At 64.2% G+C, this 25,619-nt stretch carries 18 protein-coding genes; 9 read left to right on the plus strand and 9 right to left on the minus strand.

The genetic code is table 11. From position 1 onward, the window contains the following. Window positions 1-2,720: beta strand repeat-containing protein (locus LB529_RS28020; protein WP_224712895.1), on the minus strand; the 2,720-nt coding region annotated here is incomplete at its 3' end. Between the two features lie 324 nt (window positions 2,721-3,044). Here LB529_RS28020 and LB529_RS28025 point away from each other — a divergent pair. After that, window positions 3,045-3,989 (plus strand): transglutaminase-like cysteine peptidase, encoded by a 945-nt coding sequence (locus LB529_RS28025; RefSeq protein WP_224712896.1) that lies wholly within the window; start codon window positions 3,045-3,047, stop codon window positions 3,987-3,989. Between the two features lie 86 nt (window positions 3,990-4,075). Here LB529_RS28025 and LB529_RS28030 read toward each other — a convergent pair whose 3' ends face one another. From LB529_RS28030 to LB529_RS28045, 4 genes are read right to left on the minus strand one after another with little or no spacing between them, the layout of a single operon-like run. Continuing rightward, window positions 4,076-4,717, minus strand: coding sequence for a ribbon-helix-helix domain-containing protein (locus LB529_RS28030; RefSeq protein ID WP_140847429.1), 642 nt, complete (start codon window positions 4,715-4,717; stop codon window positions 4,076-4,078). Continuing rightward, the gene (locus LB529_RS28035) at window positions 4,707-5,996 is read right to left on the minus strand and encodes an HlyD family type I secretion periplasmic adaptor subunit (protein ID WP_224532547.1); all 1,290 of its coding nucleotides are present in this window, start codon (window positions 5,994-5,996) and stop codon (window positions 4,707-4,709) included. Before LB529_RS28035 ends, LB529_RS28030 begins: the two co-directional genes overlap by 11 nt. Window positions 5,997-6,011: 15 nt before the next feature. Then, window positions 6,012-8,144: a type I secretion system permease/ATPase gene (locus tag LB529_RS28040; protein ID WP_224630569.1), complete on the minus strand. Its 2,133-nt coding sequence runs from the start codon at window positions 8,142-8,144 to the stop codon at window positions 6,012-6,014. A gap of 38 nt (window positions 8,145-8,182) precedes the next feature. Beyond that, window positions 8,183-9,571, minus strand: a complete 1,389-nt coding sequence (locus LB529_RS28045) for a TolC family protein (RefSeq protein WP_224532565.1) — start codon at window positions 9,569-9,571, stop codon at window positions 8,183-8,185. A gap of 468 nt (window positions 9,572-10,039) precedes the next feature. Here LB529_RS28045 and LB529_RS28050 point away from each other — a divergent pair, with 468 nt between their 5' ends. Further along, complete coding sequence (locus LB529_RS28050) at window positions 10,040-11,380, plus strand: NAD(P)H-dependent oxidoreductase (protein WP_224712897.1); 1,341 nt, start codon at window positions 10,040-10,042, stop codon at window positions 11,378-11,380. On the opposite strand, the gene proC is transcribed toward LB529_RS28050, so the two are convergent. The 3 genes from proC to LB529_RS28065 all read right to left on the minus strand — a co-directional run bounded on the left by proC (window position 11,355) and on the right by LB529_RS28065 (window position 14,537). Further along, the gene (proC, locus tag LB529_RS28055; protein WP_224712898.1) at window positions 11,355-12,170 is read right to left on the minus strand and encodes a pyrroline-5-carboxylate reductase; all 816 of its coding nucleotides are present in this window, start codon (window positions 12,168-12,170) and stop codon (window positions 11,355-11,357) included. The genes LB529_RS28050 and proC overlap by 26 nt on opposite strands. An 80-nt stretch (window positions 12,171-12,250) precedes the next feature. Further along, entirely contained in the window at window positions 12,251-13,570 is a 1,320-nt protein-coding gene (locus LB529_RS28060; protein ID WP_224712899.1) for an O-antigen ligase family protein, read from the minus strand. Next, window positions 13,539-14,537, minus strand: a complete 999-nt coding sequence (locus tag LB529_RS28065) for a glycosyltransferase family 2 protein (protein ID WP_224712900.1) — start codon at window positions 14,535-14,537, stop codon at window positions 13,539-13,541. The genes LB529_RS28060 and LB529_RS28065 overlap by 32 nt, the downstream gene beginning before the upstream one ends. Window positions 14,538-14,706: 169 nt before the next feature. On the opposite strand from LB529_RS28065, the gene LB529_RS28070 reads away from it, so the two are divergent. The 3 genes from LB529_RS28070 to LB529_RS28080 are packed head-to-tail and all read left to right on the plus strand — an operon-like array spanning window position 14,707 to window position 17,593. Beyond that, a complete protein-coding gene (locus LB529_RS28070) occupies window positions 14,707-15,879 on the plus strand; it encodes a glycosyltransferase (protein WP_224601008.1) in 1,173 nt (390 codons plus the stop codon). Next, complete coding sequence (locus LB529_RS28075; RefSeq protein WP_224712901.1) at window positions 15,876-16,670, plus strand: WecB/TagA/CpsF family glycosyltransferase; 795 nt, start codon at window positions 15,876-15,878, stop codon at window positions 16,668-16,670. Before LB529_RS28070 ends, LB529_RS28075 begins: the two co-directional genes overlap by 4 nt. Continuing rightward, entirely contained in the window at window positions 16,667-17,593 is a 927-nt protein-coding gene (locus LB529_RS28080; protein ID WP_095765647.1) for a DUF6492 family protein, read from the plus strand. Before LB529_RS28075 ends, LB529_RS28080 begins: the two co-directional genes overlap by 4 nt. A gap of 3 nt (window positions 17,594-17,596) precedes the next feature. Here the strand turns inward: LB529_RS28080 and LB529_RS28085 are convergent, their stop codons facing one another. Further along, window positions 17,597-18,892, minus strand: a complete 1,296-nt coding sequence (locus LB529_RS28085) for a lipopolysaccharide biosynthesis protein (RefSeq protein ID WP_224601011.1) — start codon at window positions 18,890-18,892, stop codon at window positions 17,597-17,599. A 199-nt stretch (window positions 18,893-19,091) separates the two neighbouring features. Here LB529_RS28085 and LB529_RS28090 point away from each other — a divergent pair, with 199 nt between their 5' ends. The 4 genes from LB529_RS28090 to LB529_RS28105 all read left to right on the plus strand — a co-directional run bounded on the left by LB529_RS28090 (window position 19,092) and on the right by LB529_RS28105 (window position 25,551). Then, entirely contained in the window at window positions 19,092-21,572 is a 2,481-nt protein-coding gene (locus LB529_RS28090; protein WP_224712902.1) for a GumC family protein, read from the plus strand. A 219-nt stretch (window positions 21,573-21,791) separates the two neighbouring features. Further along, window positions 21,792-22,691, plus strand: coding sequence for a bifunctional methylenetetrahydrofolate dehydrogenase/methenyltetrahydrofolate cyclohydrolase FolD (gene folD, locus LB529_RS28095; RefSeq protein WP_224712903.1), 900 nt, complete (start codon window positions 21,792-21,794; stop codon window positions 22,689-22,691). A 109-nt stretch (window positions 22,692-22,800) separates the two neighbouring features. Then, window positions 22,801-23,808, plus strand: a complete 1,008-nt coding sequence (locus LB529_RS28100; protein WP_224532557.1) for a GlxA family transcriptional regulator — start codon at window positions 22,801-22,803, stop codon at window positions 23,806-23,808. A gap of 87 nt (window positions 23,809-23,895) precedes the next feature. After that, window positions 23,896-25,551 (plus strand): vWA domain-containing protein, encoded by a 1,656-nt coding sequence (locus LB529_RS28105; RefSeq protein WP_224712904.1) that lies wholly within the window; start codon window positions 23,896-23,898, stop codon window positions 25,549-25,551. Window positions 25,552-25,619: the final 68 nt, after the last annotated feature.

Below are 25,619 nucleotides of genomic sequence, written 5' to 3' on the forward strand. Positions count from 1 at the left end.
AGCACGCCGTCCGTCGTCGGACCGTTATTGGTCTCGTCGAGCGTCACCGAGCTGCCGACCACTGCATTCGAGATCGTAGGTACATCGTCCGTGATATTGATCGAGATGGTCGAAGTGGATGTATTGCCGAAGCTGTCGGTTACCGTGAAGGTGAACACATCCTGCCCGGGCTGCACATTGGCGCCGTCATTGCCCGCCGGAACATTCGCTTCCGGCGACGTCAACGTATAGGTGTAGGTGCCGTCCGCGTTGACGTGTAGGATGCCGTATGTGCCATTGATGTTCGTGCCGACATTGCCGTTCACGTCGCTGCCGATATTACCGGCCTGAACACCGGTCACGGTCGCCCCGTCAGGATCCGAGAAGGTCAACTTGCCCGTCGTCGTCTCCGAGCCGTCGCCCGCATGCGAGCCGTCCACCGTCCCGGGACCGAGGTCACCGACCGGTGGTGTTGTGTCGATGCCCGCCTCGTTCACCGCCGCAACCTCCGCCACCACACGCGGCTGGCTGCCGGTCACCTCGATCGTCAGCGTCGCCGGCGAGGTATCGCCGTCGCCGTCGGTGATCGTGTAGTTGAAGACGTCAGTGCCGGTCGGCGTATTCGGGGTGGCCTGATAGCTGTAGTCGCCATTGGCGAAGACGGTCAGCACGCCATGCGCGCCGGTCACCGTCGTCACGCCGGCATTGGTCACCGCGTTCGTCCAAGCGATCGAGGCGATCCCGTCCGCTCCAGCCGTGTCCGCCGCGCCGAGACCATGGGTGCTTGTCCCGGTCTCGACATTGCCGGTCACGGTCTCGCCCGACTGCGCCGCGTCCGTGTCGTTACGTGCCGTCGGCACGTCGTTGACGATGTCGATGGTGAGCGTCGTGGAAGCGGGGTCGCCGTCGGAATCGACCACTTGGACAACGAAATCGTCATGTGTGCCGTTACCGGTGGTGCTGTCGAGCAGCGTGTAGGAATAGGTGTAGCCGGTCCCCGGCGTGCCGGTGATCGTCAGGTCGCCATACTGGCCGTGCACCAGAATGCCGCCGGCCGCGTTCGTCACCTCAATCTGGGTATTGTCCTTGTCGGTCACATAAAGGTGGCCGATCGTGTCGCCACCAGTGGTGATCGCCAGCGCGCCGGTCGTCGTCTCGCTGGTGTCGCTGTTGTTGTTCGCGTCGTTGTCGGCGATTTCACCCGAGCCGGCCGGCAGGCCATCATGCGGCGGAAGGCCGGCCTCGCTCGCTGCGCTATGGCCGTTCGCATCAGGATTCTGCGGCGTCACATCGATGGTGGGCGTCGAATCCGGCTTCAGGTTGATCGTCACCGTCGCCACCGAGGCGTCGCCGTCGCCATCGACGATCCGGTACTGGAAGGTCACGGTTCCTTCTTCGCCAGCAGTCGGCTTGTAAGTGAAGGTGCCGTCATTGTTGTAGGTGACCGTGCCGGCACCGCCAGTCAGCGAGTTCGCCACATAGCTGACCTTCGCCGGGTCGGTGATGTTGACGCCGTCCGCGCCGGGCACGTCGTTGGCAATCACGTTCACCGTCACCGGCGCGTTCTCGGTTGCCTGCGCGGCAACGTCGTCATGCGCCGTCGGCACGTCGTCAATAATCTCGACGGACAGCGTTCCCGGAAGCGAAACGTCGCCATCGCTGTCGGTGACCGTCACCGTCATGTTGTCGAAGATGGAATCGGTGCCCGCATCGGAATGCTGCTCGCTGTGCACCAGCGTATAGGTGTAGCTCACCTGGCCGGTGGCGGCGTCGTAGCCGTTGATGGTCAGCGTGTTGCCGAAGGGCGTCGCAATGTTGATCGGTGTCGACGCGCTGTTGGCAAGCTCAGCGGCGGTGATCACATGGCCATTAATGTCCACCGAGCCGATGCCGTCGGGCGAGGTGATGGTGAACGTACCGGTGTTGTGCTCGGACGGGTCGTTGTCCATCGCGGGGTCGGTGCCCGCTTCGCCGGACCCCGTCGCGGCGGCGGTCTCGAGGCCTTTTTCATCGACGCTGGTGTCGCCGCCGCTGGTCGAGGGCGTCAGGTCGAGGATCGTCGGCGTCGAATCGGGCAGCAATCCCGGGAACAGCTCGCGATGGTCCGGCTGGCCGAAGGCCAAGTCCGTCGGCGGCAGCAGCGACGTCAGGCCGAAGCCGTCGCCGATGCCGCCCGCGGGATGTTCGAAATTGCCGCCCGCGCTGCCCGGCGAGCCGTTGCCGCCGGCCGAGATCGAGCCGTCGGCGCCGAAGGCGACATCGACATGGCTGGCCTCGAGCGCGGCGATCAGGGCCACGCGCGGCACCTCGACGTCGCCGAGGATGAAGGTCGGCACATTCAGCGCGGCGTCCTTGATGACGATCTGGGATCCGTCGGGCTGCGTGAGGATCAGATCATGTCCGTCGACCTTGATGTTGTCGATCGACACGCTGGCCGGAAGCTTCACGACATTGCCGGCCTCGACATGATATTCATGCGGCGTATTGCCTGCCGCCGCATTTGCCGCCGGCGCGTTCGCGGGCGCAGCAGCCTTGGCGTCGGCCGGCTGGTTTGCGGCCGGCGCATTGGCCGCGCCTTGGGCCGGCGCGCCGCTGCCGACATCGACCGGCACCGGCTCGCTCGCCGCCTGGGCGGCGGTCGCCTGCGCAACCTGCACACCCGTCGAGATATGATTTTCACCAGCGCTGGTGTGCTCGTCCCAGGAATTTGAAACGGCGTCGAATTCGATATTGGTCGTCATAGCTAAAGCCCCTCCGGCATTTCCCGGAAAGAGACATGTCAGGCCCGGGCTTTGCAACAGACGTTCAATCTATTTCATATATTCGAATATGTAGAGAATCGCATTTTTTACACTTGGTAAATTGCGATGATATATCTGGATATGCATAACCTTAACGAGGGTGGGAATGACCACGCAGCACGCCTTCCGCCTTGGTAAATGTAAGTATAATTTTGAATAAAATTTGACGCAAAATAGAATAGCGTGATTCGCGGAAATTTACCCACCTTCATTTCCGATAATTTGAGACAATATTGGTAGCGTCCACAGTCAAAGGTGGGCGTTATGAAAATACAAAAAGCAGACCCGACGGGGATCAAGGTACTCTTGCTGGCGATCGGCCTTGTCGCTCAGGCAGGTCCATCGTCGGCAAGCGCGAATTCGGGCGCGGCTCCTGTCCTGCAAGAGGTGCTTGCACCCGCGAGCCTCGGCGGCGTTTCGCTGGCCCGGCCGCTGCCCTGGCAGCCGGCGTCCGCATACCGGATCGCGGACGTTTCTGTGGGCTACGCGCCGGCAGCGCCTTACGAGGCTGAAGCGCACGCCAAGACCGATCCCGGCATCGACCCGATCCAGACCGCCGCGATCATCCCCGGCGTCTTCGGCTCGGTCGCTTTGTCGATGCGCAACTTCCCGGTCGCGGCGCGCTGGGCTCCTGTCTACAAGGCCATCGTCGATTGCACCGCCGGCAGCGTCTGCGACCGCGAGAACCCGGCTTTCGCCGAGATCGTCAAGATTGCCGGCGACAAGGGCTTTCGCGACAAGCTGTCCTTCGTCAACAGCAGCATCAACCGCCTGATCGCCTATCGCAAGGATAGCGTCGTCTATGGCAAGCTCGACTATTGGGCGAAGCCTTCGGAAATCCTCGAGCATCGCGCCGGCGATTGCGAGGATTTCGCCATATTGAAGATGGCGGCGCTGCTCAGGGCCGGCATCCCGGCGCAGAGCATGTCGCTGGTGGTGCTCCAGGATCGCCGCCGCAAGTTCTTCCATGCCGTCCTGTCGGTGAGCACGGGAAGCGGCGCCTTCATCCTGGACAGCCTCGGCAACGCCGTCCTGCGCGACAGCGATCTGCCCGACTATGTTCCGCTCTATTCCTTCAGCACCGATCGCGCCTGGATTCACGGGTCGAAGGCCGGCGCGCAGGTCGCCGACATCGCCGGCGGCTTCGCCACGGTCGCTCCGGGCGAAGGATCGCCGGAACCATCAGTGGCTTCGAGCCTGAGGCAGTAGTTCGAGCGGTTCAGCGCCTCGCCGAAAATACGCGGTCGCTCTGTTGTCTTCGCGCGGCCCGGACAGTTCCGGAGGAATGCGTAGCTCTAGCCGTTGTAGACGAAAGCCATCAGCAGTTCCGGCTCGGTGACGGGCGCACGCACGGCGCTGAGCTGGCCGCGATAGCGGCGCTCGCCGGCGCCGATGACGAAACCGCTGGTGACCGGCGTTTCGCCATTGGCGTCGAGCCGGGCGAAGATGTCGGGGACGTTGAGGTCGAGCGCCAGCTTCAGGTCCTGGCGCCCATCCTCCCCGGGCGCGCTCGGCAATTGGCGCCGGACCAGTTGCTGGAACGGCGTGTTGAAAGCCAGGATCTTCTTCGAAGAAGACAGCGCGAAGGCGGGCGAGGGGCAGGCGACCAGGATCGCGTTGATCGTGCGGATCGAAGCGAGCTTGCGCAATTCCATGCTTTCCTCGGCGAGGCCGCGCATGCAGGCGACGCGGATCGCCGAGGTGAGGTTGCCCTGGTCGGGATGATGTTCGGCGATCTCCTCGACCAGCATGCCGATCGTGCATTTGCGGCTTTCGGCCATCTGCTTCAGCGACACCCAGAAGGCGCGCTCCAGCCGGATGCCGCGACGCACGCCGCCGCGCGCCACGACGCGGAATTCGGGGCCGAAATCCTCGGCCGCGAGCGACGGCAGCAGCCTCTCGCGCGAGGTGCCCGGATGGATGGCGCTATCGCTCACTCATTGCCTCCTGACGCGCCTTGTTGATGGGCTTCAAAAGATAGTTGAGGATCGTCTTGCGTCCGGTCTTGATGTCGACCGAACAGATCATGCCGGGGATGATCGAATAGGTCTTGCCGTTCCTGGTAAGCGTCGATTTGTCGGTGGCGACCCGCACCTGGTAATAGGGCTCGCCCGTCTTCTGGTCGACGAGGCTGTCGGCGGTGATGTTGGAGACCTTGCCCTCGATGCCGCCGAAGATCGAGAAATCATAGGCGGTGACCTTGATCAGCGCCTCCTGGTTCGGCTGGATGAAGGCCACGTCGCGCGGCGAAACCCGGGCCTCGACCAGCAGCGTCTCGGAGGTCGGCACGATGCCGGCCACCACCGCGCCGGGCTGCACGAAGGCGCCGAGCGTGTTGACGTCGAGCGTGTTGACGATGCCGTCGACCGGTGAGCGGATGTCGGTGCGCGCCACCTTGTCGGTGGCGCCGCGAATGGTTTCGTCGACCACGGACAGATCGGCGAGCGCCTGCGTCAGGTCGCTCAACGCCTCCTGCTGCAATTGCAGCCCCAATTCGTTCACCTGAAGCTGCGCCTCGGTGATTGCTCCCTTGCTCTTTTTGATGGTCTCGCCGGCAAGGGTCAGCTGTCCGCGAAGGTCGGTTTGTTCGCGCTCGACGCGGATCTGTTCGGTCCTGGCCATCAGGCCTTTCTTGACCATGGGTTCGACCAGCGCCGCTTCCTGGTCGGTGACGGCAAGGCTCTTCGACAGGCGGTCGGCGTTGGCGGTGGCCTCGTCCAGTTCCTTCTCGCGCTGGTCGAGGCGCGATTTGAGAACCGACAGCTTGACCTCGAAATTGTCGCGGCGCGCGACAAGCAGCCTTTGCTCGTTGTCGCAGATCTCCGGCGCGACCTTCTGGATTTCCGCCGGGCAGGGGAACGACCCTTCGACACTGCCGCTCTGCTCGAACTGCAGCCTGGCGATGCGCGCCTGCAGCGCTCGCGCCTTGGCCTTCTCTTCGCCAAGGCTCGAAGTGTTGCCCGAATTGTCGAGGCGGATAATGAGGTCGTTCCTCTTGACCGTCTGGCCGATCTGGACGGCGATCTCCTGCACCACACCCGGTTCACTGGCCTGGATGATCTGCGTCTTCGAAGCGGGTATCACCTTGCCGTCGCCGCGCGCGATCTCGTCGACCTCGGCGAACGACGCCCAGGCCGTGAAGCACACGAACAGCGCCCCGACGATGTAGACGGACGCCGAGGCGAAAAGTGGTGGCCGGTCTTCCCTTGCTAGCATGTCCATACGTTCCGGTCAGGCATTTGCCTTCTGCAGCGCCTGGATGACTTGTTCCTTCGGCCCGTCGGCGACGACGCGGCCCTGGTCGATGACGATGAGGCGGTCGGCAAGTTCCAGCATGCTGTAGCGATGGGTCGACACGATCAGCGTCGTGCTGCGGTCGAACGCCACCTTGAGCTGTTTGATCAACTGCCGCTCGGAAGCGAGATCCATCGAACCCGACGGCTCGTCCAGGAAGACGATCTTCGGTTTGGTCAAAAGCAGCCGCGCGATCGCCACAGCCTGCCTTTGGCCGCCCGAGAGATTGGTGCCACGCTCGCCGACATTCATGTCGTAGCCACGCGGATGCCGCGACACGAAGTCGTCGACGCCGGCGGCCTTCGCCGCATCGATGATCTCCTCGTCCGTCGCTCCCGGCGCCGCCATCAGGAGGTTCTCCTTGATGGTTCCCGAAAACAGGTCCCCGGCCTGCGCGACGATGCCGACCGCGGCACGCACCTCCGAGGGGTGGTATTGGCGGATGTCGATGCCGTCGAGCAGCAGCTCCCCCGACGTCGGCAGGAACAGCCGGCCGATCAGCCGTCCCATCGTGGTCTTGCCGGAGCCGATGCGGCCGATGATGCCGACCCGCTCGCCAGGCTTGACCGCGATGTTGAGCCCGCTCAGAACCTCGTTTTCCGTGCCCGGATAGGCGAAGCCGACATTCCTGAAGACCAGCGCGCCGCTGCGGATCGGCCGGTTGACGAAGCCGACGGTGTCGGGGCGGTCCTCCGGTTGCGACATGATCGTGTTGATGATCTTGAGCGACAGCATCGCCTGCCGGAACCGGGCAAGCGTGATGGCGATCTGGCCGAGCGGCGCCACGGCGCGGCCGGCGAGCATCACGGTGCCGATGATGGCGCCGGTCGACACCTGGCCTTCCGAGAACGCATAGGCGCCGGCCACGACCAGGGCGACCGTCACGAATTGCTGGATGGCGCCGGTGATATTGCCCGCCGCCGCCGAGAGCTCCTTGATTTTTTCCGACGTGTTGGCCGCGTTCTTCGAGTGCTCGCCCCATTTGCGCAGCAGGTAGGCTTCGGCGCGCAGCGACTTGATCGTCTCCAGCGTCGAGATGGACTCGACCAGCAGGGCCTGGCGTTGCGACGCCTCGTTCATCGATGCCGCGACCCGCTTGCCGATCCGCCTCTGCGTGATCAGCCCGACAATGACGGAGATGACGAAGGCCAGCGCAGGTATGACCACCAGCCAGCCGCCGATGGCGTAGATGACAGCCAGAAAGACGAAGACGAAGATAGTGTCGATGAAGACGCTGATCGTGTTGGAGGTGAAGAACTCGCGCACGAATTCGTATTGCGTGACGCGGTTTGCATATTCACCCGTCGACCCGGGCCGCGCCGAAAGCGAGGAATTCAGCACTTTCTCGAACAGCAGGTAGGAAATCCGCAGGTCCGCCTTGCGACCGGCATAGTCGATCAGCGATGCCCTGGCCGTCTTCAGCAGCAGGTCGAACAGGATCGCCGCGCCGATGCCGAGCGCCAGCACCCACAGCGTCGAGATCGCCTTGTTGGGCAGGATCCGGTCGTAGACATTCATGGTGAAGATCGGCGAGGCGATCGCCAGCAGATTGATGAACACCGCCGACAGCACCACTTTCGAATAGGTGCGCCAGAACGCCCCCATCGTGCCGGTCAGCCAGTGGCGCCTTTCGATCCGCGCGGCGGTGCCGACCGTCATCTCCTCGGCCTGATTGGCATAGGTGATCGAGAAGGACGTGCCGCCGCTGATATAGCTTTCGGCGAGTTCCGACCTGTCGATCGTGGTGCGGCCGTTTTCCTGCGGCGCCGTCAGATATTGCCCGCTCTCGATCTCCGCCAGGAGGGCGATCGGCAGTTGGCTGACGCGAAAGACGATGGCCGGAAGATCGAAGCGGCCGCGCAGGAAATCGCGATGGCTGAAATTCTGCACCTCCAGGCCGATGCGCTCGGCCAGATGGCGGATCTCGTCCGGCTCGATGCGTGTCTCCGAAATCGGCACGCCGGCAAACAGCACCGTTTCGGCGCTCGGCCTGCCGAGATAGGCCGCCACAGCGCAGAAGCAGGCTTTGAAAGCCTCCTTGGGCGATAGGATATTAGGTTGCTGGTTCACGATCCGCCCCGAAGGACCGAAGATCGATACTACATCGGCTACTTTTTCCTGACCGGCGCGAGGATGTCGAACGGCAGATCGTTCTTCTGCTCCGACGGCGTGCGCGCATAGGTCTCGGTATCGGCCGTGGCCGGCACACCGAATTCCTCACGCGCGTAGGCCGCGGCCTGCTTGGCCGGCTGGATGTTGAGCGTCTTCAGCAATTCGCCGGTTGCGGCCAGCAGCCGGTATTCCGCGAACAGCGACGCGTAGGACGACGTGTCGGCCAGCGTCGCGGTGTTGAAGCGCGTGTTCTGGGCATCGAGCACGTCGAGCAGCGAGCGCTGCCCGACCTTGAACTGCTCGCGATAGGAGGCGACCAGCTTTTCATTGGTGGCTGCCTGCTGGCGCAGTGTCTTTGCCAGCTCCGCCTGGCGGAAGCGGCGGTCCCATGAGGTCCGGACGGCTTCCTCGATCTCGCGCAGCACCTGGTGCAGCGCAAGGCGCTGCTCGCTGGTGCGGCGAATCTGTTCCTGTTCGTTGGCCTTGTCGATGCCGCCGCGATAGAGGTTCCAGCGCAGCACCACCCGAGCCTGCAGATCGCTCGCGTCGCCATTGTCGCCGTCGATGTCATATCCGCCCCGGGCAACGCCCTCGGCGGTAACCGTCGGGCCGTATTTCGCCCGCGCCGCGTCGACCAGCGAAGCGGCGGCGTCGATGTCGCTGTTGGCCATATGGACGCGCGGGTTGTTCTGTCTGGCGAGCCCGATCGCATCGTCCAGCGACCGCGGCAGGGCGGCTGCGACATCGGCGGGCCGCGACGCGTTGGTCAGCGGCTTGCCGACATTCTTGAAGAAGCGGATCTTGGCCGCCTCGAGTTCTTCGGTCGCTTCCTGCATCCGCGCCTTGGCGGCATAAAGGCGTTCCTCGGCCTGCTGCCGGTCGGCATCGTTGAGCGCGCCGCCTGCGATGCCTTGCCTGATATCGCTGAGGATGGACTGATGGAAGCCGAGGTTCTTCTTGGCTTCGACCACGATCGAAGCCTGCAGCATGTATTCCAGATAATCCTGGACGACGGCGAGCCCGATGAACTCGGACCGTTCCAGAACCCTGAAGGACGCTCCATCGACCCGCGAGGCCTGGCGGTTCAGCTCCGCCCGCCTTGCGCCGCTGTCATAAAGCGTCTGCGAGACGGTGAGGTCTGCCTCGTTCGGATAGAGAGCTTTGTGATCCTCGTCGAGCGCGCGCCGCGTGTCGTTGTCCAGGCGGCGAACGCCGGTCGATGCTTCCAGGTCGACGCTGGGAAGGTAAAGGCCTTTGGCCTGTCGCAGCTCGAATTCGATCGCTTCGCGGTTTTCGATCGCCTGTCCAATCTCCGGATTGGACTCCACGGCGACGGCGACAGCTTCTTTGAGTGTGAGTGCGCTGGCGCTACCACAAGCCAACATTGACACCGTGACAGCAAGCGCAACGCGCCAGCCGACGGTAATTTTACCCGTCCTGGTCATTTCTACCCCGTGACTATCCCCGCCATTATTTTTTTATTGGCGCTTATTTGCCCAAGCCTGCCACCGGACCTTTCAGCCAGTATCTATCAGATTTTTTGGGGACGTGAGCATATAATGGATTAGACACCCGCTAAAATTGCGATTTCCGGCATTAGGGTTAAAGCCTGTAGCAAAAATAGCACAGAAACCGGGCGCGCTCGTCGGGACTCTCCCAGTTCCAATCGCGCAGCGATGGTTATGGTCTGAAAGAAACGGCGAATCGTGCAGCGCCCGTGCACAAGCTCCTGCGAAATCTGCTGCGGCCTTGCAAAGCATGCGCAAGAAAACGCCATTTCAGCCTGGTTTGATTGGCAAACGCGGATCGTTCCCTGTATTGCCGGCCGAGCAAAAAGCCGTGGATTTTGTTGCATGACCAATATCACCCTGACCGGGCTTGCCCGCGATCTTGCCCGACGCGCCGCCGAGGGCAGGCCGGTGCGCATCGGCGTCATCGGCTCCGGCGAGATGGGGACCGATCTGGTGACGCAGGGCATGCTGATGCCGGGCATCTCGATCGCGGCCATCTCCACGCGCCGTCCGCACACCGCCCGTGAGGCGATCCGCATCGCCTTTGGCGACGAGGCGATGGCGGTAGAGGCCGAAACCGCTTCCATGGTTACCCGGGCGATCGAGAGCGGCAGGATCGCCATCACCTCGAACGAGATGCTGGTCACCAACCCGCTGATCGACGTCGTCATCGACGCTACCGGAAAACCTGGCGTCGCCGCCGATTTCGACCTGATGGCGATGGAGCATGGCAAGCATCTGGTGATGATGAACGTCGAGGCTGACGTGACCATCGGCTGCTACCTGAAGCAGCAGGCAGACCGGCTGGGTGTCGTCTATTCGGTCGGCGCGGGCGACGAGCCGTCAAGCTGCATGGAGCTGATCGAATTCGCCTCGGCGCTTGGGCTAGGCATCGTCGCGGCCGGCAAGGGCAAGAACAATCCGCTCAACCACGACGCGGTTCCCGACGACTACCGGGAAGAGGCGGCGCGCCGCAACATGAACCCGCGCATGCTGGTCGAGTTTGTCGACGGCTCGAAGACCATGGTCGAGATGTGCGCCATTGCCAACGCCACCGGGCTGGTCCCGGATGTTCCAGGCATGCACGGCCCCAGGGCCGATCGCGATCAGCTGGCCAAGGTGCTGATCCCGAAAGAGCGTGGCGGGCTCCTGTCGAGGAAAGGCGTCGTCGATTACACGATCGGCAAGGGCGTGGCGCCCGGCGTCTTCGTCATCGTCGAGGCGATGCACCCGCGCGTCGTCGAACGCATGGACGATCTCCATGTCGGCACGGGCCCTTATTACGGGCTGTTCCGGCCCTATCACCTGACTTCGCTGGAGGTGCCGCTCACCGCCGCCCGCATCATGCTCTACGGCAAGCCCGATATGGTGCCTCTGCCGAGGCCGGTGGCGGAAGTCTGCGCGGTCGCCAAGCGCGACCTTGCCGCCGGGGAGACCCTGGATGCGATCGGCGAGACTTGTTACCGCTCCTGGACCATGACCGTCGGCGATGCCCGCGCCGTCCGCGCCGTCCCGGTCGGCTTGCTCGAAGGCGGCAAGGTGCTGAAGCCGGTGAACAAGGGCGAGTTGTTGACTGAAGACAATGCCGTGCCGGACCGGACAACGAGGCTCTACGCCCTGCGCCGGCTTCAGGATGACATGCTCTACGGAACGAAGATTACTTCCCCAGCTCTATCGACCTGAGCCGCGCGGCTTCCACGGCTTCGGTGACGAGCTTCGTCAGGCGGTTGCCGCCCATCAGCACTGCAAGCGCCGCAGCGGTGGTGCCGTTGGGGCTGGTCACTTGCTGGCGCAGCACGCCCGGCTCCTCGTCTGCTTCCGCGGCGAGCGAGGCGGCGCCGAAGACGGTCTGCATGGCAAGCAGCTTGGCGGTTTCGGCGGGAAGGCCGGCCTTCTCGGCCGCGACCGTCAGCGCCTCGATGAAGTGGAAGATATAGGCCGGGCCGGAGCCGGACACGGCCGTCACGGCGTCCATGAGGCCCTCGTCGTCGATCGTCGTCACGACGCCGCTCGCCGAAAGCAGCTCAAGGACGAAGCGGCGGACGTCGTCGGAGACCAGCGGGTTGGAGAAAACGACCATCATGCCTTTGCCGATCGCCGCCGGCGTGTTCGGCATGCAGCGGATGACCGGCGCGAGCTCGCCCAGGATTTCCTCGAAAGTGCCGACCGGCGTGCCGGCCGCAATGCTGAGAAAGCTGGTCCTGCCGTCGCCGAAGCGCTTGTACTGCGCCGTCACCTCGCGGATCACCTGCGGCTTTACCGCGATGACGACGAGATCGGGCACGGCATCGGCCGGAATGCCGGCGGCGTCGGCGGCGGTACGGCAGCCCAGATGTTCGGCGCGCCGGCGCAGTTCCGCGTTGGGCTCGACCACGAACACCGCTTGCGGCTCGAGCTTGGCGGATTTCAGCCAGCCCGAGAGCATGGCGTAACCCATATTGCCGCAACCGGCGAGAATGAGCCTGATCGTCATGAAAACCTCCGAGAAGGCTCTCCTTAGACGGTTGCGCCGCAGTGGAAAAGAGCAGTCGGCGGGAGATCGATCGGCCAGAATTAGTTTGAAAGGCGGACCGGGATCGGCCGCAGCGAGACTTGTCTCAAGCCGAGTACGCCGAGCACGAAGAACAGCCAGACGGGATCGCCGCGATGGAAGAAGAAGCTTTCCAGGAAACCGTTCAGCGCCGTAAACAGCACCACCATCATGAAGAAATCGCCGAGAAAGATGTTTTCCTTGCGCGCCGGGATGCGCATATAGTCGCGCAAAGGGGCGATCAGGAAGGTGTAGACGGCGACGCAGAGCGCCGGGATGCCCATCAGCACGGCGATGTCGAGATAGCCGTCGTGACCGTGAACGATGGTGCGGATATCCCAGGGCCGGTCGAAGGGCTGGTCCTGGTTGAGCAGCAGCGGCGTCCCCCAGAAGCTTTCATAGCCGTAGCCGGTCCAGGGCTTCTTCGCCAGCATCTCGCCGGCGAACTCCCAAAGCGTCGTGCGTCCGGTATAGGTGAGATCGGGGAAATAGATTGCCGCCAGATGTTTCACCGGCGCGATGAAGACGATGCCGAGCGTGCCGACGGCGGTCGCGATGATCGCCAGCGCGAACAGGATCGGCGTGCCGAGCCGCATGCCGATGAGGCTGGGCAGCACGACGATCATGATCGAGAACGGCACCAGCCCGGCAGTGGTCTTGGAGCCGGTGTGGAGCATGAACACCATTGCCGCGCAGAAGATGCCGGCGCCCCACCAGCGCTGGCCGCGCCGGAAGAGATAGAGTCCGGCGAAGCTGAAACAGGCCATGACCGGCCCGGCGATGTTCTTGTGCGTGAAGACGCCGCGCCACAGGCCGGCATGCTCGGGCTCCTGCGAGTCGGCGGTGTGAAGCGCTTCATGCGGGAAGACGATCAGGCCGATATAGGAAAGGCCGATCACCACCACGGCGGTGAAGATGACCACCCTGGCGAAGGAATCGGCATCGCGCGGCAGCACCAGGATCGTCGCCATGGTGATGATGCCGATCATGGTGAAGGAGGCGGCGCGCATCGCCGCGGGCGGATCGGTGGCAAGCACCACAGATAGGAAGAAGAAGCCCAGCATCAGCGCCCAGGAAGGGCTGATCAGCGAGCGCACCACGCGCGGGTCGGCGAAGGCCAGCAGCGAGAAGATGGAGACCGCGCCGAGCGAGCCGAAGCCGAGTTGGTTGACGATGTCGCCGCCGTCGCCGGTCAGTTCCGCGCCTGCCGGCTGGAAGGGCCGGAACGAGACGATGATGACGGTGAACAGGAGCGCGGCGATAGCCGTCGCCACACCTTCCCTGGTGAAGGCGGCGCCGAGCGGCGCGCGCTCAATTCTTCTCAGGCTGCCGGTACTGCTCATTGGCATATCCGAATTCGGCGAGCACCCGGCCGAGCGCGACATAGACTGGATAGAGGCCGCTCGTGAGCGAGCGGGTGCGCGCCAGCCGGATGGCGCCGCGCAGCGGCGAGGCGGCGAGCAGCGCCAGGCTCTTCAGGAAAACCTTGAGGCCGGCAAGCGGCGTGCCGGCGCGCTTCTTCTTTTCGACCAGCGTCGAGATCACGCCATTGCGCAGGCTGCGGGCGCGGATCCAGTCGGCCTCGACGCGCCGGGCCGGCACGGTCTCGTTGACCTTTGCCTCGGCGCACCAGCCGAGCACGAAGCCTTTTTGCGCGCACCGGCTGAGAAAGTCGGAATCGCCGCCGCCCATGAAATTGAACCTGAGATCGAGGAAGGGCGGTCCCATGTCCTTAAGCACGTTGCGACCGAGCAGCAGGTTGCCGGACGAATAGAGCGCCGGCACGCGGCCCGTCTCCCGATAGGGCGGCGCGAACACCGGGTGCTCGGCCCATCTGGCATGCGAGGCATCGGCAAAGATGGGTACCTGCGGGCCGCCGACAACGTCGGCTTCAAGTGTCTCCGCGGCGCCGCACATGCGCTCGAGCCAGTCTGGCTCGGCGATCTCATCGTCATCGATGACCAGCAGGTGGCGAAAATTGGGAAACTGCAGCATCGCCGTCTGCCAGCCGGCATTGTAGGCGCTGCAATTGCCGCGCTCGTGCGCGATGATGACCATGCCGGGCATCTCGCCGCTTTCGAACAGGGGCAGCACCGCCTTGGCGCCCTCGCGCGCCTCGGCCTCATTTTCCATGACGATGACGGCAAAGCGCCTGCCGGTCCGTTGCGCCTTGAGCGAAGCCAGCGTTTCCAGCACCTGCTTTGGCCGTTTGAAGGTCGGCAGCGTCACGACTGCCACGACGGTCTCGGCGGCAAGCCCCGGCGACCGTCCCGCGATCGATACAGAAGCGTCGGACGGCAAAGAGATCATCCGTTTCCAGCAGCGAGGGTTTGAGCCCTCGATAGCATCGCGGTGATAACGTTTCGTTAATCACCTTCTCGCCCGTCCTTCGGAAAAGCCGGGTCTTCGGCCTTTGACAGTGCCATTTAATCAAGGCTTCACCGCGTTTTGCTACCGGCTGCAGCCAAGGATAGGTGAGATGCATCTGCTGTTCGCCACATCGATCGTGCCTGATGGCGCTCTCGCCTCAGGCTACGAGATTGCCAACGCCGCGATCATCGACGCGCTGCGGCGCGCCGGCGTGCGCGTGACGGTGATCGGCTTCATCTGGCCGGGCAAAGCCCCGTCCGATCCGCAAAACACCATCGTGCTCGACGCCGTCGAGGTGCGCACCGAAAGCGCGTCGCCGCTGCAAAAGCTTGCCTGGGTGGGCAAGGCGGTTCTCTCCGGTCTTACCTTTTCCTCCGTCAAGCTGCGTGTCGTTGCCGATGCGCAAGTCCGCGACGCCATCGAACGCGCCGGTCCCTTCGACGGCTATGTCCTAAACTCGGTGCAGTTCGCCGGCGCCTTTGAGAAGGTTCTCGCCGACCGTCCATTCGTCTTCGTCGCGCACAATGTCGAGCACCGCTCGGCCGAGGAAAATGCGGCCGCGGCCGGCAGCGCGCTTCAGCGCTGGATGTTCCGCCGCGAGGCCAGGCTCCTCAAGGTCATGGAAGAGCGGCTCTGCGGCGCCGCGCGCTTTGTCTTCACGGTGGCCGAGGAAGACCGCGCGGCACTTGGCGTCGCTTCCGACCGGCGCTCCGCGGTGCTGCCGCTGGTCACCCGTGCGCAGGCGCCGACAAGCAGGGCGAAGCGGCATATCGATTGCGACGCCGCGCTGATCGGCACCTGGACCTGGCAGCCGAACCGCATCGGCCTCGACTGGTTCCTGACCAAGGTCGTGCCGCATCTGAAGCCGGATTTCCGCATCAGGATCGCGGGCATTGTGCCTTCCGGCATCAGCTCGCCGCATCCCGGCGTTTCCTTCGTCGGCAGGGTTCCGGATGCGCAGGCCTTCGTGCGCGGCGCCGCCGTCATTCCCTTGATCAGCACCGCCGGCAGCGGCGTGCAGTTGAAGACCATCGAGACCTTCGAGCTTGGCCTGCCGTCCGTCGCCACCAGTCGCTCGCTGCGCGGCATCGGCTATCGCCCCGACAATTGCGTAGTGACCGACGATCCGATTGCTTTCGCGGCGGCGCTGCAGGCGGCTGCGGCCCATGTCCGCGACGTGGATGGCAGCGCCTTTCATCGCCGCCAGCTCAAGGCGCTCGACGTCGCGATCGGGCTTGGCCTGGAGAAGCTCGGCGCCGTCAGGCAGGAGGCGGCCGCATGAACATGCACACCGCGCGCGTCGCTTTCGGCTTCGACACGCTCAAGACCATTTTGGGTATTCCGGTGCTGGCCATACGCTGGGACGAGGCCATCGCCTTGCTCACCAGGCTGATCGACGAGCGTCGCTTCACCAAGGTGAGCTTCCTCAACGCCCATAACGCCAACCTTGCCTGCACCGACCTGGTGTTTGCCGAGGCGCTGGAAAACTTCCTCATCCTGCCCGACGGCGTCGGCGTCGACATGGCGGCAAAGCTGCTTTACGGTGCGCCTTTCCCGAGCAATCTCAACGGCACGGACTTCATTCCGGCCTTCCTGCAGGCCTCGTCGCATCCGCTGACGGTGGCGCTGCTCGGCACGACGCGCGCCAATGCCGAAGCCGCATGCGCGAAGCTCTCGACGCTCGCCATGCAGCACAAATTCGTCGTCGTCCATGACGGCTTCTTCTCGGCCGCCGAGGAGCCGGCGATCCTCGAGCGCATCGCCAGGCTGCGGCCGGATGTGCTGCTTGTCGCCATGGGTGTGCCGCGCCAGGAATTGTGGATCGAGCGCCACATCGACAGCCGCCATTGCACGCTGCCGGTCGCAGTCGGCGCCCTGCTCGATTTCATGAGCGGCTCGGTGCCGCGCGCGCCGCTATGGCTGCGCCGGCTGCGGCTCGAATGGCTGTTCCGCCTGTGGATCGAACCCGGCCGCCTGTGGCGCCGCTATATTGTCGGCAATCCGCTCTTCCTGTGGCGCGTCGTCAAGCAGAAGCTGTTGCGCATACCGCTGCCGCTGGAGGCGCGCCGGTGAACAGCCGCTTCGTTCCGGACGCCTCCACTGCGGTCGAAGCGCTGCCGCGCATGCCCTTGGCTGCGATCGTCACCGCAAGCTACGCTCCCGATTTCGAGCGCTGCCGGCTTTTATGCGAAACCGTCGATCGCCACGTCACCGGCATGGCGCATCATTATATCCTCACCGAACATCGCGACGTCGCGCTGTTTCGCCAGCTGGAAGGCAGCCGCCGCAGCGTTGTCGACGAGCGGGACCTGTTGCCGCGCTGGCTGCGCGTGTTCGATGATCCGCTGAGCGGCTTCCGCCGCCGCGTCTGGCTGAGCCTGAAAACGCAGCCGCTGCGCGGCTGGCATGTGCAGCAGCTGCGCCGCATCGCCATTGCCGGGCAGGCAAAGGAAGACGTGCTCGTCTTCTGCGATTCCGACGTCGCCTTCCTGAAGCCGTTCGACGCGAACGCCTTCTGGCGCGACGGCAAGGTGCGGCTGTTCCGGCGTGACGGCGTGCTGGCGAGCGATGGACATGACGAGCATCGCATCTGGTCGCGCAATGCGGGCGCCGCGCTCTGCATCGATCCCTCCAATCCATCGAGCCACGACTACATCTCGACGCTGATCGCCTGGCGCCGCGAGACGGTCAACGCCATGTGCGAGCGCATCGAGAAGGTGCATGGTCGCGACTGGGTCGGCGTGGTCGGCTCGGCGCGAAAATTCTCCGAATGCATGATCTATGGCCGCTATGTCGACGACGTCCTTCAAGGCGCAGGCCATTTCCACGGCTCGGAGGAGTTCTGCCGCGTCCACTGGAACGGCGAGCCGCTGTCCGACGAGGAATTCCGCCGCTTCGTCGACGCTATGGCGCCGGAACAGGTGGCAATCGGCATGCAATCCTTCATCGGCACCGATACCGGCCGCATCCGCCGCCTGATAGGGCTTTCCGCGTAAGGCTCAGATCGCCTTGGCCGGCCGGCGCATGGCCGAATAGGTCAGCAGCATCGAGGCGAGATAAAGCAGCAGGAAGACGATGTTGAGCGACAGGACCAGATTGGCCGTGTCGGGGATGGTGGTCAGCACATAAGTGAGCAGAACCGCCTTCAAGCCGGCGAGCAGACCGAGATTGATCGCCCGCACCGCCGTCTGACCGCGCGCGAAGAGAAGCTCGGCCTGATATTCGACGAGGTTGCGCAGGCCCGGCACGCAGACCGCGAGAGCCACCAGCGGCGCTGCCTCGGCGACATTCCTGCCGAGCGCGTTTGGGAAGAAGTGGAGCACGATGCCAAGCGACACGAGCGCGAGTGTCGAGACCAGGAACACGCCGCCTTCGATGCCGCTCTTGACCGCCAGCCGCGACAACAGCTCCGGCGCCCGCATCATGCGCTGCACCAGCATCATCGAGAAGGTGCGGATCGGGATCGCGGTGAGATCGACCAGCCGCATGATGATGGCGTAGATGCCGGCCAGATGCGGCCCGCCGATCGACAGCACCAGCAGCTTGTCGAACTCCATCTGCAGATAGAACAGCACTTCAGAGCCGGCGACATAGATGGAATCGGCGAGCCGCCTGAAATAGAGCTCGGTGCGCAGCCGCAGCCGCTGGCGCGGATAAAAGAAGACGAAGGCGACGACGAGCGAGGCGGCATTGGCGCCGATATAGAACAGCGACCAGACGCCGATCGTGTGCCGCGCGCCAAGCATGAACAGGATCGCGCCGACTGCCCTGAGCGCCGTCGCCAGGATGGCGAGCACGGCCGCCCGCCCGAACTTGCCGAGCCCGTTGTTGACGATCAGCGCCACTTCGACCGGTCGCCACAAAAGCGCCTCGGCGAAGACGACAGCGGCGAAGGCCGATAGCGGCACGGTGCCGGCGAAGAAGATCAGATAGACGCCGTAGGACGCAGCGGCGAGGAACGGCAGCGACAGGACGCCGAGAAGCAGGAAACCGGCGGTGAACGTGCCGATCAGGTTGGGGCGGATGGTGGCGGTGCGGTAGAGCGCCGAGATGAAGCCGAAGGCCAGGATGCGCGACAGCATGATGCCGGCGGCCGAGGCGGTCGCGAACATGCCGAATTCGGCGATCGAAAGCGTGTTGGCCAAAGCGATGAAATAGGCGAGCGAAAACACCAGCCGACCGCCGGCGCCGCTGATCGCCGAGAAATAATCGAATACCAGTTTCCGGCGGGTGGCCACGAAGTGGCCGATCCGCGCGAAGCTCCGCCCTTGCGGCATGTCGCTGGCCTGGGTCATATCCGGGGCGATAGATAGGCTGCAAAGTTTAACGCGGCGTTCTGGCGGCCGTCCCGGCGGCCTGAAATGCGGTGAACAAGGGCGAAAACTGTGCCCGCCGAGGCGCAAAATTAACCGTTTGTTTCCTATGCCTGTTTAGCGTGGCTTAACGATTGGCCGATCCGCGCGCCCAAGCCGCCAGAGAGCAAGTTCCAGGACAATGGTCGACAGGGATAACCGTGATGAATGGAGGCGCGAGCGTTCTCTGCTCGCGCTCGGCCAAGCGATGCGTGGCGACGACAAGACGGTTTCGATCGGCGACCGGGCCAATTCCTCTTGGCGCGAGGACGCCGCCGCGCGCCATCGCGCCGCGCGTTCCGAGCGCGAAGAAAAGTTGAATCCGCGCCCCGCCGAAATCGGCGGATTTGACCACGATCAGGCGGATCCCGTCGAAACAGGCGACGACCGGGCCGCGTCACTAGGGCAGGGCTACGGGGGCACTGCGGGAGGCCACCAGCCGCAGGCCGCTCCCGAACCTCGTCATGTAGGCCGACCACCCGCTGCCGACGAATCCCAGGAATGGAAACCGCTGATCGACCCGGTGCAGGTGATTGGCGGCATCGCTCGCTCCAAAGCGCTGATCCTGTCCTCCACCATCCTGGGCGCCGCCCTTGGCATAGCCCTCGCGCTATCGACGCCGAAGAAATACGAAGCTACGACCGAGCTAACCATCGAGCCGGGCGACCTGAAACTTGCCGAACGCGATCTCACCCAATCGGTGGGTGAGCCCGACGCGGCATTGGCCGTTGTCGAAACCCGCATCAAGATGGTCACATCAGGCAAGGTTCTTGACGAGGTCGTCAAGGAGCTCAACCTCGTCAACGACCCGGAGTTCAACGGTCAGGGGTCTGGTGGCCTCGGCGTCGCGTCGTTCTTGCGCTCGATGATTTCGCGAGATGACCAGCCGGCCGGCAGCGACGAGATTCGCCGCCAGGCGCTGGCCGTCGGCAATCTGGCCGACAGCCTGTCGGTCGAGCGCACCGGCAAGACTTTTGTCATCTCCATCAGCGCCACCACGCGCAATGGCGAGAAATCGGCAGAGATAGCTAACACGACGAGAGACGTCTTCCAGCGGGAGATCGGCAACTACCAGTCAGAAATGGCCGGACGTGCGACGAGCGCGCTGACGTCGAAGCTCGATGAGCTGCGCAAGGGCGTCGAGACGGCCGAACGCAACGTTGAGGATTTCAGGGCGGCGCACGACCTTGTCGACGCGCAGGGCCACCTGATCAGCGATGATCAGATGTTGAAGCTCAACGAGCAGCTTTCCGTCGCCCGCGCCCGCACGCTCGAGCTGAACGCCCGCGCCGCCTCGGCACGCTCGCTGAACGTCAACTCGGTCCTCAGCGGCACGTTGCCGGAAGAGATCAACTCCAACATGATGAGCGAGCTGCGCTCGCAATATGCGGCGCTGAAGCAGGAGGCTGACCGCGCCGCGATCAAGTTCGGCCCGCGTCATCCTGAGCTGCAGGCGCTAAACGCCCAGCTTGCCGGCGCGCGCGAACGCATCACCGCGGAGCTGCAGCGCATCGCGTCCTCGCTGCAGGTCGACCTGAAGCGCTCCGTTCAGCTCGAGCAGGACTTGTCCTCGCGCCTGGCCGAGGCCAAGGTGCAGAGTGGCGATGTGAACAACAATCTTGTTTCGCTACGCGAGCTGGAACGCGAAGCCGCCGCCAAGCGCTCCGTCTATGAGCAGTATTTGTTGCGCGCCAAGGAAACCGGCGAGCAAAAGAACGTCAATTCGGCCAACATCAACGTGCTTTCGCCGGCTCAACCGCCGCTGGAAGCCAAGGGGCCGTCGCGTGTCCTGATGGCCTTGGCGGGGTTGTTCGCCGGCCTGTTTGCCGGCATCGGCCTCGGCGCGCTGCGCGGCATCCTTGCCAGCCTGCGCGAGACGGCCAATGCACGCTCGCGTCGCGGGAGTGAAGACCGTCCTTCTGCGCTTGAGAGCAATTCCAATCGGGCCGCCCCACCGGCGCCGCCACCACTCGCCACGCCGCCGGCTTCGCCTGTCGCTCCGCCGCCACCTCCGGCTTTTACACCAGCACCGGCTCCGCCTTTCATGCCGCCTCCGGCTTCATCCTTCACGCCATCGCCAGCAGCGTCCTTCACACCGTCGCCTGCTTCACCGCCGGTTCCACCACCGGTGTCGACGACTGCACCGGCTCCGGTCAAATCCGTCACGCCGCCGCCGGAACCGGCCAACGATGCCGGCCGTCCCGGGCTTTTCGGCTCGCTTGCCTCGGCGGTTCGCTATTTCGTGCGGCGCGAGCCGGCTGAAACGGTCGATATGGACTCTGTCCCGCCTGAAAGCGCCTGGCGGGCGCCCACCCTGGAAGAACGCTATCCCCGGGCTCAACCATCGGCGCGGGAGAATTTCCGGCCGCCATACGAGCAGGGCTATTCCTATTCGTACCGGCCGGACCACGGCCGGACCGATCCCTACGACGATCATTATTCGGCATCGGCGGCGTCCTATCATCCCCGGTCGCCGGCCGCCGGCGAGGCCGACCAGCCCCCCGCCGACCAGCCCCCCGCCGGCCAGCAAGGCGAGATCGACGAGATCCGCGCCAGCCTTCGCGAATTCCGCGAGGCGGTGCGCGAGCTGACCGAAAGCCGCACGCGCCGCCGCTATTTCTGAACTATCCGTATTTCTGGACGGCTCGCGGTTCGATAAAAGCAGCCGGTTTCGGGTTTACGGCATCCGACGACGCTTTGACGGGATTGCCTTGTCGAATTTTCGTGAAAATGCCGCGCTGCATTTCGGCCGCAAGCGTCTCCCTTTGGCGGACCGACAATGCCGATCGAGGAAATGGGGCCGTGCATCGACGCGGCCTCGAAGCGAAGCTGAGGGTTAGTGATGGCCGAAGTGATTGATGGAAAGCGTGTCGCCGAGGACGTGGTTTCGAAGGTCAAAGCTCTGACCGCGGAGCTGTCGACCAAAGGAGCCACCAAGCCCGGCCTTGCGGTGGTGATCGTCGGCGAGGATCCGGCAAGCCAGGTCTATGTCGCCTCGAAATCGCGCACCGCCAAGGAATGCGGCTTCCATTCGCTCCAGCATACGCTGCCGGCCGACACCACCGAGGAACAATTGCTGAAGATCATCGGCGACTTGAATGCCGATAAGTCGATCCACGGCATCCTCGTGCAATTGCCGCTTCCCGGCCATATCGATGCCGGCAAGGTCATCCAGACGATCGCGCCGGAGAAGGATGTCGACGGCTTCCACTTCATCAATGTCGGCAAGCTCGGCACCGGCGAGCTCGAGACTGCCTTCGTGCCCTGCACGCCGGCGGGCTCCATGCTTCTGATCGAGCGCGTGCGCGGCAAGGACCTTTCCGGCCTCAACGCCGTCGTCGTCGGTCGCTCCAACATCGTCGGCAAGCCGATGGCCAACCTGCTGCTCGCCGCCAACTGCACGGTCACCATTGCCCACAGCCGCACCAGGGACCTGCCGGCGCTTGCCCGCACCGCCGATATCCTGGTCGCCGCGGTCGGCCGTCCGGAAATGGTCAAGGGCGATTGGGTCAAGCCTGGCGCGACCGTCATCGACGTCGGCATCAACCGCATCCCCGCGCCCGAAAAGGGCGAAGGCAAGAGCCGCCTGGTCGGCGACGTCGCCTATCCCGAAGCGGCCAAGCTCGCGGGCGCCATCACGCCGGTGCCGGGCGGCGTGGGACCGATGACCATTGCCATGCTGATGGCGAACACTGTAGCTTCCGCCTACCTCGCGGCCGGGTTGAAGCGGCCGTCCTTCTGATTTGAGAAAGCCTCGGCATTGCCGAACCTGACCGCTCCCCAGCATTTTGCAGCCAAGTGGAACCACTTGGCGCTGCACAAATGCGGCTGAAATAAAGGGACAGAGCGGGATGCCCCACTCGAACCAGTCGCATCCCGTTCTCGAGCGGCCGATGACGAGCGATCCCGTTCAGGGCGGCCGCCAGTTCGGCTTCCTCTTGGTCGACAAATTCTCGATGTTCTCGCTGGCGGCCGCCATCGACTGCTTCCGCTCGGCGAACCGACTGCTCGGCCGCGATTTCTATGGCTGGACGACGATCTCGGCCGACGGCGACGCGGTCATGGCCTCGAACGGCCTGCCGTTGAAGATCGACTATTCGGTCGCCGACATGCCGCCGGTCGACATCCTGTTCGTTTCGGTCGGCCTCTCCATCGAATTTCCCGGCAAGAGCAAGGTTCTGGCGGCGCTGCGCAGCTGGGGCCGGCGCGGCAATGCGCTCGGCGCTCTGTCGGTCGGCTCTTATCTCCTGGCCGAAGCCGGGCAGCTCGACGGCTATCGCTGCACCATCCATTGGGAGAACCGCGCCGGCTTCATGGAGCGTTTCCCCGACATCAACTGCACCGGCAACGTCTTCGAGATCGACCGCAAGCGTTACACCTGTGCCGGCGGCACCACCTCGATCGACCTGATGCTGGAGATCGTGCGCGGCGATTTCGGCTCCAACCTCGCCAACGGCGTCGCCAACCAGTTCCAGCACGAGCGCATACGCTCGGCCGGCGACCGCCAGCGCGTCGGCCCCGAGCGGGACCTCACCGGCAAGTCGGAAAAGCTGAGGCGCATCGTCGAATTGATGGCCGATCATCTCGACGAGCCGCTGTCGGCGGTGCAGCTCGCCAAATCGGCGGGGCTGTCGGTGCGCCAGGTCGAGCGCCTGTTCCTGCGCCATTTGAGCGTCACCCCCGGCCGCTACTATATGCGGCTGCGGCTCGAACGCGCGCGCGAATTGCTGCGCCAGACCAACATGCCGATTCTCGACGTGGCGATCGCCACCGGCTTCACCTCGCACTCCTATTTCGCCCAGAGTTACCGGCTGCAGTTCGGCCGTCCGCCATCGGAAGAGCGGCGCACCACTTATTGAGTGACTCGCCGGCCTTCGGACTTGTCTCCGAATGCCGCCTCAAATAGCTTTCGCAACGCGGACGAGGGTTGCTCTCAGGAGATTTCCATGGCGGGACTGATACGGAGCGTCGCTGCGGCGCTCCTGCTTTTGTCGATGACCGGTTTCGGCTTTGCCGCCAACAAGGTCATCATCATCCTTGATGCATCAGGCTCGATGTGGGCCCAGATCGACGGCAAGCCGAAGCTGGAGATCGCGCGTGAATCGCTGCGCACGGTGCTTCAGTCGGTTCCCGCCGACGACGAGATCGGCTTCATGGCCTATGGCCATCGCACCAAAGGTAGTTGCGACGACATCGAGCTGATCGTGCCGCCGCAGGCCGGTTCAGCCAGCGCCATCTCGTCAGCAGCCGACAGCATGAAATTCCTCGGCAAGACGCCGCTCACGGCCGCCGTCAAGCAGGCGGCGGAAGCGCTGAAATACACCGAGGACAAGGCCACCGTCGTCCTCATCACCGACGGGCTCGAGACCTGCGGCGGCGATCCTTGCGCACTCGGCAAGGAGCTGAAGGAAAGCGGCGTCGACTTCACCGCCGATGTCGTCGGCTTCGGCCTGACCGCCGACGAAGGCAAGCAGATCGCCTGCCTCGCCGAAAACACCGGCGGCAAATACATCCAGGCCTCCGACGAGAAGGCGCTGCAGGAAGCCCTGGTCGAGACCGTCGCGGCTCCCGCGCCGGCCCTTGCGCCAGCTCCCGAACCGGCGCCGGCACCCGAGCCCTCCAAGCCTGAATTCAACTTCACGCCGAGCGTGGTCATGGCCGAGGGCGGCGATCCGATTACCGACGGCAATGCCTGGGAGATCTACAAGGCGAAGTCCGACGGCACGCGCGGCGACCAGGTCATGACCGAATATGGCGTGCTCAAGACCAATCTCGAGCCGGGCGACTACCTCATCGTCGGCCGCGACGACGAGGCAAGGAGCGAGCAGAAGATCAAGATAGAGGCTGGCAAGACCTACAGCCCGCTGTTCACGCTGAACGCCGGCACTTTGGTCATCCATCCGCATGCTAGCCAGGGCTCGGAGATCAGCGGCGAAGCGCGTGTCGACTTCGCCTATCCTGGCGGCAGCACCACGCACTATGGCGACGCCAAGGCGACCGTCCCCGCCGGCGAGCAGAAGGTGACGGTGCAGATCGGCGCCGGCACTGCGACCGAGACCGTCCAGCTTGCTGCCGGGCAGACCGTCGAGAAGGACATCGTCGTCGGCGTTGGTCATGCCGTGCTCAACGCCTACTACACCGCCGGCGGCGACAAGGCCGACAATTCCGGCATCGGCTTCGAGGTCGTCAAGGCGAAGAAGAAGATCGACGGCTCGCGTGAAAGCGTGGAGCATTCCTACGGACCTGACAGCAAATTCTGGCTGCCGCCGGACGACTATGTCGCGCTCACGACGCTCGATCTCGCCGTCGTCGAGCAGCCCTTCAGCATCAAGGCCGGCGACAATCAGGACGTGAAGGTGGCTCTCGGCGCCGGCGTGCTGGCGATGTCGGCGCCCGGCGCCTATTCGATCGAGGTGCTCTCGTCAAAGAAGGATATCGAGGGCAAGCGCAAGTCGCTCGGCCTGACCTATGGTGATAGCTGGCAACAGACGATTCCCGCCGGCGACTATGTCGTCGTGCGCCACATGTCCGCTGAAGGCCAGGAGAAGGAAATGCCGGTGACGATCAAGGCCGGCGAGCGCACCGAGATCATTGTGCAGTAAGCGTTGCGGTTGTCGAACGAACGAAAAAGGGCGGCTCCGAGCCGCCCTTTTTCGTAAGACACATTGGG

This window comes from Mesorhizobium sp. CA5 (assembly GCF_020165105.1).
GTDB lineage: Bacteria > Pseudomonadota > Alphaproteobacteria > Rhizobiales > Rhizobiaceae > Mesorhizobium.